General features: G+C 62.4%; 17 protein-coding genes. 6 read left to right on the plus strand and 11 right to left on the minus strand.

Going from position 1 to position 17,410, the window contains the following annotated elements; all coding sequences use genetic code 11:
* Positions 1-60 precede the first annotated feature (60 nt).
* Positions 61-1,338: an exodeoxyribonuclease VII large subunit gene (xseA, locus tag ACIQTW_RS04270; protein WP_402934064.1), complete on the plus strand. Its 1,278-nt coding sequence runs from the start codon at positions 61-63 to the stop codon at positions 1,336-1,338.
* A 40-nt stretch (positions 1,339-1,378) separates the two neighbouring features.
* Positions 1,379-1,630, plus strand: coding sequence for an exodeoxyribonuclease VII small subunit (locus ACIQTW_RS04275; RefSeq protein WP_402934067.1), 252 nt, complete (start codon positions 1,379-1,381; stop codon positions 1,628-1,630).
* 19 nt (positions 1,631-1,649) lie between these two features.
* Here ACIQTW_RS04275 and ACIQTW_RS04280 read toward each other — a convergent pair whose 3' ends face one another.
* The 9 genes from ACIQTW_RS04280 to ACIQTW_RS04320 all read right to left on the minus strand — a co-directional run bounded on the left by ACIQTW_RS04280 (position 1,650) and on the right by ACIQTW_RS04320 (position 11,313).
* On the minus strand, positions 1,650-2,504 hold the full coding sequence (locus ACIQTW_RS04280) for a polyphosphate kinase 2 family protein (protein WP_402934070.1): 855 nt from the start codon (positions 2,502-2,504) through the stop codon (positions 1,650-1,652).
* 53 nt (positions 2,505-2,557) lie between these two features.
* The gene (locus tag ACIQTW_RS04285) at positions 2,558-3,778 is read right to left on the minus strand and encodes a pyridoxal phosphate-dependent aminotransferase (RefSeq protein WP_017200378.1); all 1,221 of its coding nucleotides are present in this window, start codon (positions 3,776-3,778) and stop codon (positions 2,558-2,560) included.
* Positions 3,779-3,898: 120 nt separating this feature from the next.
* Positions 3,899-4,855: an ABC transporter substrate-binding protein gene (locus ACIQTW_RS04290; protein ID WP_402934074.1), complete on the minus strand. Its 957-nt coding sequence runs from the start codon at positions 4,853-4,855 to the stop codon at positions 3,899-3,901.
* Positions 4,852-5,595 carry an ABC transporter permease gene (locus tag ACIQTW_RS04295; protein WP_402934077.1) on the minus strand — a complete coding sequence of 248 codons (744 nt, stop codon included), beginning with the start codon at positions 5,593-5,595 and terminating at the stop codon, positions 4,852-4,854. Before ACIQTW_RS04295 ends, ACIQTW_RS04290 begins: the two co-directional genes overlap by 4 nt.
* Entirely contained in the window at positions 5,592-6,332 is a 741-nt protein-coding gene (locus ACIQTW_RS04300) for an ABC transporter permease (RefSeq protein WP_402934080.1), read from the minus strand. The genes ACIQTW_RS04295 and ACIQTW_RS04300 overlap by 4 nt, the downstream gene beginning before the upstream one ends.
* Positions 6,332-7,426, minus strand: a complete 1,095-nt coding sequence (locus tag ACIQTW_RS04305) for an ABC transporter ATP-binding protein (RefSeq protein ID WP_402934083.1) — start codon at positions 7,424-7,426, stop codon at positions 6,332-6,334. The genes ACIQTW_RS04300 and ACIQTW_RS04305 overlap by 1 nt, the downstream gene beginning before the upstream one ends.
* A gap of 154 nt (positions 7,427-7,580) precedes the next feature.
* Complete coding sequence (rsgA, locus tag ACIQTW_RS04310; protein ID WP_402934086.1) at positions 7,581-8,783, minus strand: ribosome small subunit-dependent GTPase A; 1,203 nt, start codon at positions 8,781-8,783, stop codon at positions 7,581-7,583.
* 249 nt (positions 8,784-9,032) lie between these two features.
* Complete coding sequence (locus ACIQTW_RS04315) at positions 9,033-9,485, minus strand: NUDIX hydrolase (RefSeq protein ID WP_402934089.1); 453 nt, start codon at positions 9,483-9,485, stop codon at positions 9,033-9,035.
* Between the two features lie 31 nt (positions 9,486-9,516).
* Positions 9,517-11,313: a beta-galactosidase family protein gene (locus ACIQTW_RS04320; protein WP_402934092.1), complete on the minus strand. Its 1,797-nt coding sequence runs from the start codon at positions 11,311-11,313 to the stop codon at positions 9,517-9,519.
* A 50-nt stretch (positions 11,314-11,363) separates the two neighbouring features.
* Between ACIQTW_RS04320 and ACIQTW_RS04325 the strand changes: the two genes are divergently transcribed.
* Entirely contained in the window at positions 11,364-12,395 is a 1,032-nt protein-coding gene (locus ACIQTW_RS04325; protein ID WP_402934095.1) for a pirin family protein, read from the plus strand.
* Between the two features lie 11 nt (positions 12,396-12,406).
* Here ACIQTW_RS04325 and ACIQTW_RS04330 read toward each other — a convergent pair whose 3' ends face one another.
* Positions 12,407-13,342, minus strand: coding sequence for an N-acetylglucosamine kinase (locus ACIQTW_RS04330; RefSeq protein ID WP_402934098.1), 936 nt, complete (start codon positions 13,340-13,342; stop codon positions 12,407-12,409).
* A 41-nt stretch (positions 13,343-13,383) separates the two neighbouring features.
* On the opposite strand from ACIQTW_RS04330, the gene ACIQTW_RS04335 reads away from it, so the two are divergent.
* On the plus strand, positions 13,384-14,415 hold the full coding sequence (locus tag ACIQTW_RS04335; RefSeq protein WP_402934101.1) for a nitronate monooxygenase: 1,032 nt from the start codon (positions 13,384-13,386) through the stop codon (positions 14,413-14,415).
* Here the strand turns inward: ACIQTW_RS04335 and ACIQTW_RS04340 are convergent.
* Positions 14,390-15,364, minus strand: coding sequence for a LysR family transcriptional regulator (locus tag ACIQTW_RS04340; protein WP_402934103.1), 975 nt, complete (start codon positions 15,362-15,364; stop codon positions 14,390-14,392). The genes ACIQTW_RS04335 and ACIQTW_RS04340 overlap by 26 nt on opposite strands.
* 100 nt (positions 15,365-15,464) lie before the next feature.
* On the opposite strand from ACIQTW_RS04340, the gene ACIQTW_RS04345 reads away from it, so the two are divergent.
* Together ACIQTW_RS04345 and ACIQTW_RS04350 are read left to right on the plus strand one after the other, a co-directional pair.
* Positions 15,465-16,694, plus strand: coding sequence for an MFS transporter (locus ACIQTW_RS04345; RefSeq protein WP_402934106.1), 1,230 nt, complete (start codon positions 15,465-15,467; stop codon positions 16,692-16,694).
* 31 nt (positions 16,695-16,725) lie between these two features.
* The gene (locus tag ACIQTW_RS04350) at positions 16,726-17,367 is read left to right on the plus strand and encodes a TMEM175 family protein (RefSeq protein WP_091468831.1); all 642 of its coding nucleotides are present in this window, start codon (positions 16,726-16,728) and stop codon (positions 17,365-17,367) included.
* Positions 17,368-17,410: the final 43 nt, after the last annotated feature.

Raw genomic sequence — 17,410 nt, forward strand, 5'->3', positions numbered from 1 at the left:
GAGCGAGGACTATGACAATGCAGGAAACAACACGGCGACTGAACCAGCCATGGACCCACCATGTCCGCTGAAGCGACACCGGAATCCACGCTGCCGGGGACTGCCGCTGAAACCAGCCCTGACAACCCCTGGCCCCTGCAGTTGCTGTCCCGCAAGCTCAAGGCCCACATAGAGCGGGCTCCGGCCGCCTGGATCGAAGGCCAGGTCATCGAACTGAACCGCCGGGGCGGTAATGCTTTCCTGACCCTGCGTGATGTTGACGCCGAAATTTCACTTCCCGCATCGGTCTGGTCAACGGTGCTTGACCGCCAGAAGATACCCCTGGAACGGGGTTCCCGGGTGGTTGCCTTGGTCAAGGCGGACTTCTGGGTGAAGACCGGGCGCTTGAACATGTCCGTCAAGGACATTCGTCCGGTAGGCCTGGGCGATCTACTGGCGAGGATCGAACGGCTTCGCCAAGCTTTGGCAGCCGAGGGACTGTTCGCGGATTCGCGGAAGCGCAAACTTCCCTTGCTCCCCCACCGCATCGGCCTCATCACCGGTCGGGATTCCGACGCCAAGAAGGACGTCATGCGCAATGCTGCGTTACGCTGGCCAGCAGTTGAGTTTGACGTCCGCGAAGTGGCTGTCCAAGGCAACACCGCCGTGTCCCAGATCATCGCGGCGTTGAAGAAACTGGACGCCGACCCGCACGTTGACGTCATTGTCCTCGCCCGCGGTGGTGGCGCGCTGGAGGATCTCCTGCCGTTCAGCAATGAGGAACTCATTCGAGCCGTTTCGGCCGCGACCACTCCGATTGTTAGTGCAATCGGCCACGAAGCGGACCGTCCCATCCTGGACGACGTCGCGGACCTCCGAGCGTCAACGCCTACGGATGCCGCCAAGCGAATAGTCCCGGATGTGGCCGAGGAACTGGCCATGGTTCGACAGGCCAGAGAACACCTACGGCGAAGTATCAGCCGCATGGTGGACCGCGAGACTGATCGACTCCATGCACTGAGGTCCCGGCCCGTATTGGCCACTCCTGCTTCGATGGTGGATGCCCGCTCCGAAGACATCCACCGCTTGCAGCGCAGGACCCATTCTGCGGTCAGCACCGCGGTACTCAGGGCATTGGACCAAGTCCACCACTTGCGTGCGCAGGTCCGTGCCCTCTCACCCCAAAAAACACTGGACCGCGGTTATGCCGTTGTCCAGCTCCTCGGCGAGGACCAGACGGGGCACCACGTGGTGAGCAGCCCGGAGGAAGCACCGGAGGGGACGCCACTAAGCGTCCGCGTAGCTGAGGGCCGTTTCAGGGCTATCTCCGCCGGCCAAGGACAACTCGTCGAACACTAAGACTGCTGAAACCACCTTCACCACCACATCAAAGGACACCATGACTGAGAACAATCCAACGGCACCGGATTCCTTGGACAGTTTGAGCTATGAGGAAGCCCGCGAACAACTCGTGGCCGTCGTAGGGCGCTTGGAGGCCGGCGGAGCCAGCTTGGAAGAATCGCTGGCGCTTTGGGAGCGTGGCGAGGAACTGGCCAAACGCTGCGAAGACTGGCTTGAAGGCGCACGTAAGCGTCTGGCCACGGCCCGTGATGCAAACAGCGACGGCGGAGCTGCCGCCGGCTCCGCGTGATATCCCTGACAAACGCGGCTTAGGACTCCACCACGAGGGCACGCTCAGCGGCGACATCAAAGTCAGCCTTGGGCCAATCCAGTTGCAGACCGCCCAGGGCATCCAACAGCAGTTGCTGGACGGCGATGCGCGCGTACCACTTCTTGTTGGCGGGCACCACGTGCCAGGGTGCGATGTCGGTTGACGTCTTCTCAAACGCAGTGCTGTACGCGTCCATGTAGTCATCCCAGTACGCACGTTCCGCGAGGTCGCCGCGACTGTATTTCCAGTGCTTACCAGGATCGTCCAAGCGGGCGATAAGACGCTTTTTCTGCTCGTCCTTGCTGATGTTGAGCATGACCTTGACAATGGTGGTTCCCTGCTCGTGCAGACGTGACTCGAAGTCGTTGATCGCTGCGTACCGACGCTCCAGTTCGCTGGCATCAGCCCACCCATGGACGCGGTGGATCAGGACATCCTCATACTGTGAACGATCAAAAACACCCACCATTCCGGCGGCAGGGGCTTGTTTTTCGATCCGCCAGAGGAAGTCGTGCGATTTTTCTTCGTCCGTCGGCGCCTTGAAAGCGGTCAGCTGCACACCTTGAGGGTCCATGGCTCCCACCACGTGGCTGACAATGCCGCCTTTGCCCGCGGTATCCATGGCCTGAAGAATGAGCAGGAGCCGCTTGAGGCTACCGAATTTCCCTTCGGCAAAGAGCTTTTCCTGCAGTTCCGCAAGCCGATCATCCTGGGCGGCCAGCAGCGCCTTGCCGTCAGCTTTCACGCCGGTGTAGCCCGGAGTGGACTCAGGGTCCACGCCTGCCAGCGAAAACCCCGACCCCACCCTCAGTACTTCGGCCGGACTTTTGGCGAACTCAACTGCAGCAGCCATCGGCATGCCTTTCTGCCGGGCCGCGCCCCCGTGGCGCGGCTATGGACCTCAGGCTAGTTGCCCGGGTACCTCGACAGGAAGTCCGCCATGCGACCAATGGCTTCTTCGATGTCCTTGACGTTGGGCAAGGTGACCATTCGGAAGTGATCCGGACGAACCCAGTTGAACGCGCGCCCGTGGGAGACCAGAATTTTCTGTTCTTTCAACAGGTCCAGCACGAACTTCTCGTCGTCCCTGATGTGATACACCTCGGGGTCCAACTTCGGGAACAGATAAAGGGCACCCCTGGCCTGCTGGGTGCTGACACCGGGGATCGCGTTCAGGAGGTCGTAGGCCTTGTTGCGCTGCTCCAGGAGCCTGCCGCCGGGAAGGATGAGATCGTTGATGCTCTGGTAACCGCCGAGGGCGGTTTGGATGGCGTGCTGTGCAGGTACGTTGGCACACAAGCGCATGTTGGCCAGCAGGTTGATGCCCTCAAGATAGTCAGCAGCATCCTTCTTAGGCCCGGAAATCGCCATCCAGCCTGCGCGGTAGCCGCAGACGCGGTAAGCCTTGGACAGGCCACTGAATGTCAGGCACAGAACGTCATCACCGGTAAGCCCGGCGAGGTTAACGTGAACTGCATCTTCGTAAAGGATTTTTTCGTAGATTTCGTCCGCGAAGAGAACCAGTCCGTGTTTCTCTGCCAACGCAACGATTTTCTTGAGGGTTTCCTCGGGATAGACGGCGCCTGTGGGGTTGTTGGGGTTGATCACCACAATGCCCTTGGTCCGCGGCGTGATCTTGGATTCCATGTCCTCAAGATCGGGCTGCCATCCGGACTCTTCGTCGCAGAGGTAGTGCACGGGACGGCCGCCGGCAAGTGCCACCGATGCCGTCCACAGCGGGTAGTCCGGCGTGGGAATCAGCACTTCGTCACCGTCGTCCAGAAGTGCCATCAGGGACATGGTGATGAGCTCGCTGACACCGTTGCCGAGGTAGATATCGTCAACATGGATGTTCTGGATACCGCGCGTCTGGTAGTACTGGGAGACGGCAGTCCTGGCCGAGAAAATGCCACGGGAATCGCTGTAGCCCTGAGCGTTGGGCAGGTGGCGGATCATGTCCACCAAGATGGCGTCAGGCGCTTCAAAACCAAAAGGGGCCGGGTTTCCGATATTCAGTTTGAGGATCCGGTGACCCTCCGCTTCCATTTGCTGGGCGGCCTGAAGGATCGGTCCACGGATGTCGTAGAGGACATTATGAAGCTTGGTGGACTGCTTGAAATTCGCCATCCCTCAAATATGCCACACGGGTGATGGAGTTCAGCTGAGACTTGACTCACACATACGACGACGGCGGTGACGGTCCCACGCGGGTCCGTCACCGCCGTCGTACGCGGTTTTGTTTAGGTATTACTTGACGATGCCTTTGTCCTTCAGCCATGCGGCTGCGGCATCCTTGGGTGACTGCTTCTGGTCGCCGCTGACTGCGCGGTTCAGGTTGATCAGGTCGTCCGTGGTGAGGATCTTGGAGACGTTGTTGAGTGCTTCCTTGGCCTTGTCAGTCATCTTGGCTTCCTTGACCAACGGCAGGACCTGCTGTGCCTTGAAGTTGTTCTTCGGGTCTTCCAGTACAACGAGGTCGTTGTCTGCAATGGACGGCGTGGTGGTGTAGATGTCCGCCACCTGAACCTTGTCCTCCAGGAGAGCCTGGAGGGTCAGGTTGCCACCGCCGTCGTTGAAGGGCTGCAGGCCCTTGAGCTCGCAACCATAGTTGGCCTTCAGCCCCGGGAAGCCGTAGGCGCGGGTCTCAAACGTGGCGGGCGCAGCCATGGTGAAGTCCTTGCAGACTTTGGCCAGGTCCTCGATGGACTTCAGCTGATACTTCTCCGCCGTGGCCTTGGTGACCACCATGGCGTCCTTGGACTCGGCTTTGGCCGGCTCCAAGACTGCGAGGCCATCAGGAAGCTTGCCCGGGAGCGCCTTGTAGACGTCCTCGGCAGAAACCTCAGTAGCCTCGGTGTCCACGTAGGAGAGAAGGTTGCCGGAGTAATCCGGGACGAGGTCCACGGAACCGTCCTGGACGGCCTTGAAGTAGATCTCGCGCGAGCCGATGTTCGGCTTGGACGTGGCTGTGAGACCAGCTGCGTTGAGGGCGCCAACATAGATCTCTGCGATGACCTGGCTCTCCGGGAAGTCTGCCGAACCAACCACCAGTGGCCCAGCCGCGGCGGAACCGCTGGGTGCCGCGGTGGAAGGCGTGGCCAAGGGACTGCCGCCACAGGCGCTCAACGCGAGAGCCACACCCAGTCCAGCGGCGAGGCCTCCGAGACCACGGCGCGTAAGGGTCATGGGGACGGGGTTTTTCATGGTGTACCTCCTTGAACGGCAGCCCCGGCAGGAACCGTGGCTGTGAGATCGTCGGCTGCCTTCTGGCGGCCGCTTGATTCGAGGGTCAGGCCGGGAGAGATGACAAGCCTCTGCACGCCGGCGAGGATCAGGTCCACAGCGATGGCCAACCCGGCGATAAGCAGGGAGCCTCCGAGCATCCTAGGGAAATCCTGCAGGACGAGGCCGTCGAACAAGTACCGGCCAAGCCCACCTAAGGGAAGGTAGGCAACCACGGAGACTGTTGCGATGACTTGTAGAACCGCGGTGCGGATACCACCGAACATCACCTGCAGTCCGTTGGGCACTTCCACCCGGAAGAGGATCTGAAGTTCGCTCATGCCCATTGCCCGGGCAGCGTCCACAACGGTGGCATCAACGCTGGAAATGCCGGCATAGGTCCCGGCCAGCAGCGGCGGCACCGTGAGGATGACCAGCGCCCACACGGGAGGCATCAGGCCACTACCGGCGAGCAACGCGAAGAGGACCAGCAACCCGAGTGTCGGAAGGGCACGCAATGCTCCGGCAACGGCCACTGCCACAACGCGGCCGCGGCCGGTGTGCCCGATGTAGAGACCGATTGGCACTGCAATGGCGGCAGCGATGAGCAGCACCAGCGCGCTGTACTGCAGGTGCTCCAACAAGCGGGTGGGGATCCCACCGCTGCCGGTCCAGTTCTTGGGGTTTGTCAGCCAGGCGATGGTTTCAGCAAAGATGTTCATGCGGAGGCTCCCGGGTCGGGGCGGAGGCTCGCGTGCGGCTTGACAGGTCCCGCTTTGGGCTCGGTGAGCATGGCGTTGGCGTCCGGACGCGATGAGCTTCCACCTGCCGCACGGGTCCACGGCGTCAAGAGCCGCTCCAAGACCACCAGAACTGCGTCCATCAGGAGGGCCAGCACCAGAATCGCGATGATGCCCACCACAACTTCAGTAATGAACGTACGCTGCAGGCCGTCAGTAAACAGGACGCCTAGGTTGCCTACTCCCAGGAGGGCAGCAACGCTCACCAGGGAGATATTGCTGACTGACACCACCCGAAGTCCTGCGAACAGCACAGGCAATGACAACGGAAGGTCCACTTGGAAGAAGCGGGCCAGTGGCTTGAAACCCATGGCAACGGCAGCATTTCGGAGGTCGTCATCCACGGAGTCGAAGGCGTCCATCGCGGCACGGACCAGCAGTGCCACTGCATAAATGGTCAGTGCGACCACCACGTTCAGTGGATCCAGGATGCGCGTGCCAAGAATGGTGGGAAGAATGATGAAAAGGGCCAGTGAGGGAATGGTGTACAGCAAGGAGGTGGCTGTTGCCACCACCGACCTGAGTGTGCTGTTGCGCCTGGCCAGCTGGGCCAGGGGAACCGAAATCAGCAGTCCAAGGATCATGGGAATGATGGCGAGCACCATGTGCTGACCGGCCAGCCCCAGGACCATGCCACTGTTGGCAAGGAACCACTCCATCAGGTGGCGTCCTCCCTGTGGTGGCGGACTTCTTCGATAAGTGCCAGCACTTCCGGCGCCTTCAGGACTCCGGCCACCCGCCCGTCGTCGTCCACCGCAACGCCAAGGCCCGACGGCGACGACAACGCCGCATCCAGCGCGCGACGCAGAGTATCTCCCTTGCGGAACAGCGAACCTCCCGGAATCAACCCGGCACCATCCCGCGGTGAAGACCACCCGAGCGGCCGCGAATCGTCGTCGACAACCAGCGCCCACTCCCCCGATTGGCGGCCCGCGTGGTGGCCGTCGGAGGGACTCACCATGGTGACAGGGTGCAAGGTCACGGCGTCTGCGGCGTTGAAGGCAAGGTGCCGGAAGCCCCGGTCCCGTCCCACGAAGGAGGCCACGAAGTCATTCGCAGGCGCCCGAAGAATCTCTTCCGGAGCCGCGTACTGCGCCAGTTTGCCCCCCACGGCGAAGACAGCCACTTTGTCGCCAAGAACAGTGGCTTCATCGATGTCGTGCGTGACAAACACAATGGTCTTGGCAAGTTCACGCTGCAGACGCAAAAGTTCCTGCTGCAGTTCGTCACGGACCACCGGATCCACTGCGCTGAAGGGTTCGTCCATCAGCAGGACCGGCGGGTCAGCAGCGAGCGCCCGGGCAACTCCGACGCGCTGCTGCTGACCACCCGAGAGTTGTGACGGGTACCGCTTGCCGAGGACGGAAGCCAGCCCGACGACGTCGAGCAGTTCCGCAGCGCGCTTCCGCGCCGCTGCCTTGGGCACGCCGTTGAGCCGTGGAACGGTGGCGATGTTGTCCAGTACAGAGCGGTGCGGAAGAAGGCCCGATGACTGCATGACGTAGCCCATGGAACGCCGGAGCTTGGCCGCGGGAACCTGCGAGACATCTTCCCCTGCAACAGTGATGGTTCCGCTGGTGGGCTCCACCATCCGGTTGATCATGCGCAGGGAAGTCGTTTTACCGCAGCCCGAAGGGCCAACAAACACGGTTATGGCGCCCTTGTCGATGGACATGGTGAGGGCGTCCACCGCCGGTTGCCCGCCCTGGTATTTCTTGGTGACGCTCTTGAACTCAATCATGGCTTCGGCCATACCCGGACTTACCTATCTGTGGTAGAGAACATCGGTAGAGCCAGATGATCATATGCACTCTTATTACTTGGCTGCAAAGCAATCTTCACCCAGCGTAGCCAGCACCACCGACGATGTCAGCGTCGCCACGAGTTCCGTAATGAATCGGCAATGTTCAGCGTTTACGTCGCTTGCTTCCCTTCCCGCCCCGTTCCTCAGCCTGGTCGTGCTTGTAACGTTCCGCTGCACGCTGGCCTCGATCCGCTGACATCACCTTCTGGTGCCATTCCCGCTGATACGCACGACGGGCCGCCGCATCATGTTTCCTGGCCAAGGCCGCCAGCTCGCGTTGCAGCTTCAAGTAGCTGGCCCAGCGCCTGGGATCAAGGATTTCCTCCGCGAGCGCTTCCTGGACAGCGCATCCCGGCTCTGCTTGGTGGGCGCAGTCCGTGAAGCGGCACCGGGAGAAAAGTTCCTCCAGGTCGCCGAACATCTCGTCCATGCCCTCGTCGGCGTCGAAGAGCCCGAACCCTCGGACTCCCGGCGTATCCATAAGCACGGAGCCGCCCGCCAGAGGTACCAACTCCCTTGAGGTGGTGGTGTGTTTGCCCTTGCCGTCGCCTGCCCGGACCTCGCCTGTCTGCTGGAGCTCACGCCCCGCGAGGGCGTTGATAAGCGTCGATTTCCCGGCACCGGAAGGACCCAGGAGAACCAAGGTGGCGCCTTGAGGAATTCGCTGCATCAATTCGTCGAGGCCATCGCCCTGCTCCGCGGAGGTGGTAACGACGTCAACGCCCGCGGCCTGAAGGATGACCTCCCCCACGACATCGTCCGCGAGGTGGGCCAGGTCAGCCTTGGTGATAACCACGAGCGGTGTGGCACCGGAATCCCACGCAGCCACCAACGTTCGTTCAAGTCGGTTGTGGGTCAGCGGACGGTCCACAGGGACCACCACCGCAACAATGTCGATGTTGCTGCCCAGTATCTGTTCCTCCGACGAGGCTTCGAAGGCTCGTTTGCGGCTCAACGCTGAATGGCGGGGAAGGACCTCGACGACGGCAGGCTCGCCAGCGTTGTTGTGGCCGAGCCATACCCAGTCCCCGGTGGCCGGAACAAGCCCATGGGTGGGATAGGGCAAATGCAGGAGACTTTCGGCCGAGGCGACGAGCACCCGGTTCCTGTCCAGGCGCACTACGCGTCCGGGGGTGGCTGTTTCCTGGTTCTCCGGGACGCCGTGGACGCGGAAAAGCTCTGCGGTTTTGTCGGTAAAGCCGTATTGCACTGGTCCGTAAAATTGGTCAGTGGACAGCTGCTCTGTGGAACTAAAAGACTCGGTGGAACTAAAAGAAGGGTCGCTTGAAGAAGCGTAAGTGTTCAATGAAAAGCCTCTGAGGAGGCCCGGCCGCCTAGTTTTGGCAGGCTAATGCCGGGGCAGGAATGGTGGGCTGATGACGGCGCGCCGCAACTGAGTGCGGGGCGCGCAAGATCGTGGCAATCATCAAATCCACCTCCTCGGCATCCAGGCCGGCAGCTGGTGGGCCGGCAACGATGTTCAGCGTAGCCAACATCGTGCCCTTTTGGCTAGGCCGTATCGCTCAGCTTCCGTTTGGCTCAGCTTCCGTTTGGCTTAGCTCAGCTTCCCGTCGGCGGGCCGCTCCCGCTGCAGGCGCAGTGCCGTGTCCACCAACGACACCCTGTTAAGTTTCCCGATGTCCTTGAGGGGTATCCAGGCGGCGTGCGTGGTGCTGCCGTCCACCTCGTGGGTCAGTTCCCCGCCTACCACCGTTGCCTCGTAGACCAGTCGGAGGGCCTGAAAGTCCTTTACCGAACCATCGGGGCGGATGTCAGCAGGCCAATGGCCGACGTCGATACCCAGCATGCGGTCAATGCGCGCTTCATATCCGGTTTCCTCGAAGACTTCACGCCTGCAGCCGTCCACCGGATGTTCTGCCAGATCCAGGCCTCCGCCCGGTAGCGTCCATCCTTCCTTGCCGTCCTGCTTCCAATACGCCAGAAGGATCTTGTCCTCCTGGACAATCACGGCGTAAGCGGCTGGGCGGGTATCGAACTGCAGCGTCATGAAGTCAGCATAAATGCTGGGGCGCCAGACTCTACGGAAGGTCGGCCGCCGCGATCGGGCCCGCTTCTACGGGACCCAGGTCAGGCGCTTCGCGAAGTTCGACGACGGTCCCCGCGTTCCCCAGTTCCAGCACCTTAATGCTGTTTCGGCCGGTTTTAAGCAGAGGAGCGGGTGCGTAGAGCGTCACCTGTGGACCCTTCTCCCAGTACCTGCCCAGGAGGAAGCCATTGAGCCAGACGAAGCCCTTCCCGGAGTCGGGCAAGGCAATGTAAGTGTCGGCCGGTTGCCCGACCTCGAAGTCAACGCCTGCCAACCCCGCGAGGTCTTCCTGCGTCCAGTCCGCGAGGGCAACAGGTGTCTGCGTCCAGTGGAAGGTGTAGCGCTGGTTGACGAGGACGCCGCCTAAGATTCCCTTCCCATGACCCGTCAGGGGTCCGTAGTTGATGCGGCCGAGGTTCTCCACCAGAATTTCAAGCTTGGCGGGGGTGCCCGCGCCCCTTACGGGCAAACCTTCGGCACCGTTGACATCATCCAGGACACCGGCAAAGGTGCCATCCACCCACACGTAGGCGCGGTCATTGAGGCCAGTGATCTTTAGCCGGCTCTCAGAGGGAGCACCGGAACGGCCAGGAAGGATGGCTTCCGCGGCGTAGAGGACCATGCCGGCGTCGAGTCCCAGCTGTTCGAAGCTCAGTGGCCTCACGCTGCTGACAGGTTTGCCGGCTTCCCGCACAAGCTCCAGCAGGTCCGGGCCCGCGGTCAAAGGCAAGGACTGCGCCGGAAGTACCGGTGCGTCAGCCAACAACTCCAGAGGGAGGTCGGGTAGCTCTTCTACGCCCTGTGCCCGGAAGAACTCCCTGCGGAAAGCATGGAACTTGGGCGTCAGGGCGCCGTTCTCTGCGATGGGCGCGTCTGAGTCGTAGCTGGTAACCGTTGGCTGCAGCATGACGCCGTCGTGATTGCTGCCGGAAGTCAGGCCGAAGTTGCTCCCGCCGTGGGCCATGTAGGCGCAGAGTGAGCCACCGAGATCGAGCATCTTCCGTGCTTCCAGCGCTGCATCCTCGGCGTCCCGGCGGTGATGGTGTTCACCCCAATGATCGAACCAACCGCCCCAGAACTCAACGTTGAAGAACGGCTCGCCGGGCCGGCGTCGCCGCCAGGTGGCCACCGCTTCGTCGCCCCGGCTCCCCAGTGTTGCGGTCGCCCAGGTTCCCTCGATGGAACCGCCGTCGAGGAAATAGTCCGTACCGCCGTCGGCCGTGAACAGGAGCTCCGTGATGCCTCCCTCTTCCAGGACGCGTCGATTCCAGCGGATGTACTCGTGATCATCGCCGTAGCTGCCGTATTCGTTTTCAATCTGCACGGCCACCACCGGACCACCCGCGGACGCCTGCCGTGAAGCGATGATCGGGAGGAGCTGATCGAACCACTCCTCGATGGCACCGGTGAACATCGGGTCCATGCAGCGCAGGCCGATGCCGGGAGTGCCGGTCAGCCAGGCCGGGAAGCCGCCGTTGTCCCACTCGGCGCAGATATACGGTCCCGGGCGGACAATGACGTCGAGCCCCTCCTCGGCCGCGAGGTCAATGAAACCGCCCAAGTCCCGCCAACCACTGAAGTCCGGCGCCTCCTCGCGCTTAGGCTGGTGGAAGTTCCAGGCAACATATGTATCCACCGTGTTGGCGCCCATCGCCTTAAGTCGACGCAGCCGGTCCTGCCACAGATCCGGGTGAACACGGAAGTAGTGGATGGCTCCGGCGAGGATGCGATACGGTTCACCCGAACGGTAAAGGACGGCGTCGTGGTACCTCAAGAGGGCGTTGTTCACGTGGAACAGATTAGCTCAATTTCCAACATTTATGCACAGGTGATGATCACATGACCAATCTTGATACTTCCCCCGCACAGGAAGTCTGCCCCGCGGCACCGGAAGGTCAAGGTCCCTGCGTTCAGCTGTGGCCCGAGCGCGAGGTTCCTTTGGGCGGCGTGCGCGCCATGAACGTCATGAGGACTCTGCCCCAGCGGGGGCTGCCAACTGTGGGTGCTTGGTGTTTCCTGGATAGTTTCGGGCCTGACCGCGTGGCTATGAGCGTACTCCCCCACCCTCATTGCGGACTTCAAACGGTCACTTGGCCCATGGAAGGCGCCGTACGGCACCGCGACAGCGTAGGCAGCGATGTAGTGGTCCGGCCCGGCGAGCTGAACATCATGACGGCGGGCCATGGCATCTCCCATTCCGAGTTCTCCGTCCTTCCGGCCACGACCGAGACCGGGTCCAGTCCGCTGGTGGAAGAAATTCCGATGTCCCGAGGACTCCAGCTGTGGGTTGCCCTTCCGGACGAGCACAGGCACCGTGCGCCGTCGTTTGAACAGGTGAGGGACCTGCCGGTAGCTGTGGGCGAAGGCTTTACGGCCACCGTGATGGTGGGCGAATTCGCCGGACAGCGCTCCCCCGCCACGATGTTCAGCCCGATTGTTGGAGCCGACATCACAGGCACAGGGTCCCTCGAATTGCCGTTGCGGCCCGATTTTGAGCACGCCGTACTGGTCCTGGATGGCCACGTCGTGATCGATGGCCAGGACATCGAAGCTGGTCCCCTGGCCTACTTGGGGGCCGGTAGATCCAGCCTTGCCGTCCAAGCGCAACCAGACACCCGCTTCATGCTTCTCGGCGGCGAACCGTTCGGCGAAGACCTGCTTATGTGGTGGAACTTCGTGGGAAGGACGCATGAGGAAGTGGAAAAGGCCCGTGAGGAGTGGGAAGCCGAAGGATCGCTCGACGACGAAGCTGCCGCCAGCTCACGCTTCGGCTTCGTCCCCGGGCATGGTCCTGATGCAGGACCGGAGGCTGGCCGTATTCCCGCCCCGCCGCTCCCAGGCGTCAAGCTACGGCCACGAACCCGCGGCTAAGTTTTGTACGGCTAGTCCCGCTGCTCCGCTACGAGCCGCGGGACGCCGAACACGGGATCCTGTTGAAGAATGCGCACATCAGTAATGCCATTTTGGGCCAGCCTGGCCTTGAACGCTTCCTGGAGCCGCGGGACGTTCATGCCAAGTCCGCTGCCGAGGATCACTGGACCGTCCAGGCCCAGTTGACGGACGGCCTGTTCGGCGAGTTCAGCCAAGTCGCGGCCTGCTTGCTCCACTAGTGCCCGACTCATGTCGTCACCGGCGTCGGCGGCTTCCACTACCAACCGGGCCTGCTGCGCCCAGTAGCGGCGGCCGGTGTCCGGGGAGTGGAACAGTGCGATCAGCTTGCCGGGTTCCTCCACACCGACGGAGTCCAACAGTGCACGGCTGAGCCGGTCAGGCTCCAGGCCCTGGTTCATCCGGCGCAGGCTGTGCCGAACGGCCTCGCGCCCCAGCCAGTAGCCGCTTCCTTCGTCGCCCAGGAGATAGCCCCAGCCACCTGCCCGGGCTTCCTCGCCGGCGTCGTTCTTTCCCCACGCGGCCGAGCCGGTCCCGGCAATGACCGCGACGCCCGTGCCCGCTCCCCCGGCCGCCAGCAACAGCCGTGAATCGTGAACCACCGTGATGCGGGCACCTGGGGCGTGCGGTGCGATGAGGTCGGCGAGCGCCTGGGCGTCTTCGTCCGTATCGATCCCCCCTGCACCGGCGTACACCTGGTCAATGTGGCCGCCACCGATTTTCCCGAACAACTCAGCGAGGTTCGCTGCGGCTACTTCCCGGCTAACGTTTTGGACGTTGGAGCTGCCTGCGCTCTCATCCCGGACCGGCGATCCGTTGAGGAACCGCACGCCGCGGGTTTTCGTGCCGCCGATGTCGAGGCCGATGACAGTGCCGCTCACGGCTTCCGGGGCGGCGTGGGAATGCGTGGCAGAGTCAGGATTGTTCACCGTGAAAGACTAGCTTGGAGCGTCCGGAGGAGAAACCGCACATGCCTGAATCCCTGTTTGGTACACCGTTCGTTGCAGCTCCCATGGCCGGGGGAACCTCCACGCCGGCACTGCTGGAAGCAGTTCATGAGGGCGGTGGCCTGGGTTTCATTGCTGCCGGCTACAAGAGCCCCGCAGCCATGACGGCTGAAATTGCTGCCACGCGGGAACTCAATATTCCGTTTGGTATGAACGTATTCGTACCGGACCCACGCCAGCTCCCGCCCGGTCCTGAAGCACGGGCGGAACTTGAGGCATACCGGGCGGAACTGGAACCCGAGGCGGCCCGTTACGGCGTGACGCTACCTCCCCTCCGGCTCGATGACGACGACGCCTGGCAGGACAAGATCGATGCCCTGCTGGCCGACCCCGTGGAGTTTGTGAGCTTCGCTTTCGGCCTGCCGGGAAAGCCGGTGGTCCAGGCCCTGCAAAAAGCAGGCAGCCGGGTCATTTCGAGTGTTACCAGTGTTGACGAAGCTCTTGCGGCTGCAGAGGAGGGCCCCGATGCCATCGCAGTGCAGCACAGCTCCGCAGGCGGACACACGGCAGCCTTCCTGCCTGGCCAGCGGGGACAAGCAGCCCGTACGACGGCGGAGCTGGTGGCCCAGGTGCGTGCCGCCGTCGGACTTCCCCTCATCGCTGCCGGAGCCATCATGAATACCGCAGTGCTGCGCGACGTGCTGGCCGCTGGCGCGGTAGCAGCGCAAGTCGGGACCGCCCTGGTTCGGACTGACGAGAGCGGTGCACGGAAACCGCACAAGGACGCGCTGGGCGACCCCGGATTTACGGAGACAGCAATGACCCGGGCATTCACGGGGCGCTGGGCACGTTCGCTGGTCAATGAATTCGTCCGCGACCATCAGGACGCGCCGGAGGGTTATCCGGCCATCCACCACCTCACCAGCCCCGTCCGGGCTGCATCATCCGCGGCAGGTGATCCCCATCGCCTCAACCTGTGGGCAGGGACCGGCTGGCAGCAGGCCAGGGAAGGATCTGCGAAGGACGTGGTCAGGGAGTTCCTGAGCGGGCTCTGACAAGTTCGGCCAGCAGGTCCCCGCCATCGGTGACCACCAGTTCCCGGAATAGCCTGACCGCGTCCGGTTCGAAACTCCGCTCCCTCCAGGCGATACCGATCTGCCGGAATGCCAGATCCGATTCGATAGCCACTTCAACGAGCCCAAGTTCGGCCTCGGGAAGGAACTGGCCGGTCCCTGAACCGGGTCCCGCTGGCGGAAGAATGCTAAAGCCCAGCCCGGCCGAGACCAATCCACGGGCAGAGGTGGACTCCTGGACTTCAAAAGCGATCCGCGGCCTGAATCCGGCTTCGCGCAGGAGCGCTTCACCCAACGCCCGAAGGCCCACCCCCTCCGGGAGTGTGATGTACGGTTCGTGCCGGAGTTCGGAGAGGCGGACGCTGGACTTTCCGGCCAGAGGGTGCCGGTAGTGCAGCACCGCGCGCAATGGCTCGCGGTACAAGGGCAGAGCATGAATGCCCCGGCCCTCCGGCGCGATGGGTGCCGTCAACGCGAAATCCATGTCCCCGTTAGCCAGCTGCCTCAGGCAATCGTCGCGTGGACCCTGCCAGAGTTCGAACACCGTGTGCGGGTGGTGGGCGCGGAAGGCGCTGATGAGCAAGGGAAGGGTGGCTTCACCGAAGGTGTGTTGGAACGAAACCCCGATCCTGCCCCTCACAACGTCAGATTCGTGCCGCACCCTGTCCAGCCCGGCTTGGAAGTCCTCCAGCGCTGCTTCGATGTAGGGCAGCAGCGTCCGCGCGGCCGGTGTCAGGCGAATGCCACGACCCTCGCGGATCAGCAGGTCCATCCCCACGATGGCGCTGGCCCGTGCAACGGCCCTGCTCACTGTCGACTGTGGAACGCCGAGGATCTCGGCTGTTTCGGTCATGTGTTCCGTCCGGCCGAGTTCCGCCAAGACAGGCAGCAGAGGGAGCAGTTGAACGAGCTGTTGGTGATCGGGTTCCATAAAGCTCCATTATTGGCAGGATCAATTCATGCACCATTGCATCAATCCTAAGTGACCTATGCATTGGAACATGGTGTCCACCCAGCCCTAATCTGGCTCGGTGAGCAAAGCAGCCTCCAAGCCCAGCACCGACTCCTGGGACGGACACGTCAAAGGTTCCCGCGGCTATAGTCGCGTCCTAGCCGCTTTGGCGCTTGCCGGGGTTGCGACCTTCGCGCAGTTGTACTCCACGCAGGCCGTACTTCCACTCATGGCCGCGGACCTCCGGATCACGGCGGCCGAAGCGGCGTTGAGCATTTCCCTCGCCACTGTGGGCTTGGCATCCACTGTGCTGCCGTGGTCCTTTGTGGCTGACAGGATTGGCCGGGTCCGCGCCATGGCCATCGGCATCGCCGTCGCCACGCTGTTGGGGTTGCTGGTGCCTCTGGCGCCCACTGTGCCCTGGCTGCTGGGGCTCCGAACTCTGGAAGGTATGGCCCTGGGCGGAATCCCGGCCATCGCCATCGCTTACCTCAATGAGGAAGTTACTAAGATCCATACGGCCCTCGCCGCTGGAACCTACGTTGCCGGAACTACCTTGGGTGGTTTGGCCGGGCGTCTGGTCGCCGGACCTGTTGGAGAACTTTGGGGGTGGCGCGCCGCGGCGCTGGCTGTTTCCCTGCTGGCCACCGTTTCAGCAGTCTTGTTCCTGGTTCTTGTTCCCAAGCAACGCCGGTTCAGTCCCGCCCCGCCCATGGGATTTCGTGGCGCCCTTCGAACCCTCGGCCGGCACTCGAGTAATCCCAAGTTGCTGTCGCTGTACCTGCAGGCCTTCCTGCTCATGGGTGGCTTTGTTGCCGTTTACAACTACCTCGGATTCCGATTGCATGCCGAACCTTTTGGACTTCCTGCCACCGTAGTCAGCCTTATTTTCCTTGCGTACCTATCCGGGACCATCAGCTCACGATGGGCCGCGGGGCTGACCACCAGGTTCGGTCGGCGGAACGTCCTGGTGGCAGGTATTGCCATCATGTCGGCGGGCTTGGCAATGACGTTGGTGGAGAACCTCGCAGCCACCCTTGCCGGGCTGGTGATCTTCACTGGCGGCTTCTTCGCCGCCCATAGCGTTGGGTCCGGATGGACGGGAGCTATTGCCACCACTGGCCGGGCGCAGGCAGCGTCCCTGTACAACCTGTCCTACTACCTGGGTTCCAGCGTCATCGGTTGGGCCGGCGGGCTTGCCTTTCAGGCGTTTGGGTGGCCGGCTTTGGCGTTCAGCGTCATCGCACTGTCATGTACGACGGCGGCAGTCACCTTGATAGTGCACCGCCCACGGCTAGACTCCCGCTGATTTCAGCCGGGCTGCCCCTACAATCGGAGGCATGACACAGGTCACGAAAAGCCGGGAACTGTCGTCGCCGGAGCGTTTGCAGGCGTTTACGGATGCCGTGGTGGCGATTGCTTTGACGTTGTTGATCCTGCCCCTCATGGAGAGTGTGGGTGAACTGGCGGACCACGATGGCACAACGGCCGAGTGGTTGGCGGAAGAACAGTACGCCCTGCTCGGGTTTGTCCTAAGCTTCATCCTGATTGCCGTTTTTTGGGTGCACCACCACAAGCTGTTCCGCAGCGTCAAGCGCGTGGACCCGGGCTTGTTGTGGCTGACGGTGGCATGGATGTTCACCATTGTGGTGATGCCCGTGGCCACATCACTGTCCACCCAGATGCAGTCTGACTGGGCGCAGCCCCTTGTCTACATTGGAACCCTGTTCGCCACCAGCCTCATGCTCCTTCTGGCCCGTGCCTATTTGCGGACCCACCCCGATCTCCACACCATGGATGACGCTGATGCGGTGTCAGGAATTCGAGCGAGCGGCATCGTTTCCGGACTTTTCCTGTTGGCGCTTGTTTTGGCCCTTGTCATTCCGGGCGCAGGAAACTGGCCGCTGCTGGTGATGCTGCTTAGTGAGCCTCTCCAACGGCTTGATCGGAGATGGGCCCGCCGACGCCCCGCCAAACGATAGTCACCTGAAGATTTCACGGATTAGGATGGACAAAAGGCAATTT

Origin of the sequence: Paenarthrobacter sp. NPDC090517 (assembly GCF_044769165.1) — a bacterium.
In the GTDB taxonomy this organism is placed as follows: Bacteria; Actinomycetota; Actinomycetes; order Actinomycetales; family Micrococcaceae; genus Arthrobacter.

What these genes read in the sequence shown, in the direction of transcription:
- xseA (WP_402934064.1), top strand. Translation starts at nt 61, where the DNA reads ATGTCCGCTGAAGCGACACCGGAATCCACGCTGCCGGGGACTGCCGCT.
- ACIQTW_RS04275 (WP_402934067.1), top strand. Translation starts at nt 1,379, where the DNA reads ATGACTGAGAACAATCCAACGGCACCGGATTCCTTGGACAGTTTGAGC.
- ACIQTW_RS04280 (WP_402934070.1), bottom strand. Translation starts at nt 2,504, where the DNA reads ATGGCTGCTGCAGTTGAGTTCGCCAAAAGTCCGGCCGAAGTACTGAGG.
- ACIQTW_RS04285 (WP_017200378.1), bottom strand. Translation starts at nt 3,778, where the DNA reads ATGGCGAATTTCAAGCAGTCCACCAAGCTTCATAATGTCCTCTACGAC.
- ACIQTW_RS04290 (WP_402934074.1), bottom strand. Translation starts at nt 4,855, where the DNA reads ATGAAAAACCCCGTCCCCATGACCCTTACGCGCCGTGGTCTCGGAGGC.
- ACIQTW_RS04295 (WP_402934077.1), bottom strand. Translation starts at nt 5,595, where the DNA reads ATGAACATCTTTGCTGAAACCATCGCCTGGCTGACAAACCCCAAGAAC.
- ACIQTW_RS04300 (WP_402934080.1), bottom strand. Translation starts at nt 6,332, where the DNA reads ATGGAGTGGTTCCTTGCCAACAGTGGCATGGTCCTGGGGCTGGCCGGT.
- ACIQTW_RS04305 (WP_402934083.1), bottom strand. Translation starts at nt 7,426, where the DNA reads ATGGCCGAAGCCATGATTGAGTTCAAGAGCGTCACCAAGAAATACCAG.
- ACIQTW_RS04315 (WP_402934089.1), bottom strand. Translation starts at nt 9,485, where the DNA reads ATGACGCTGCAGTTCGATACCCGCCCAGCCGCTTACGCCGTGATTGTC.
- ACIQTW_RS04325 (WP_402934095.1), top strand. Translation starts at nt 11,364, where the DNA reads ATGACCAATCTTGATACTTCCCCCGCACAGGAAGTCTGCCCCGCGGCA.
- ACIQTW_RS04335 (WP_402934101.1), top strand. Translation starts at nt 13,384, where the DNA reads ATGCCTGAATCCCTGTTTGGTACACCGTTCGTTGCAGCTCCCATGGCC.
- ACIQTW_RS04340 (WP_402934103.1), bottom strand. Translation starts at nt 15,364, where the DNA reads ATGGAACCCGATCACCAACAGCTCGTTCAACTGCTCCCTCTGCTGCCT.
- ACIQTW_RS04350 (WP_091468831.1), top strand. Translation starts at nt 16,726, where the DNA reads ATGACACAGGTCACGAAAAGCCGGGAACTGTCGTCGCCGGAGCGTTTG.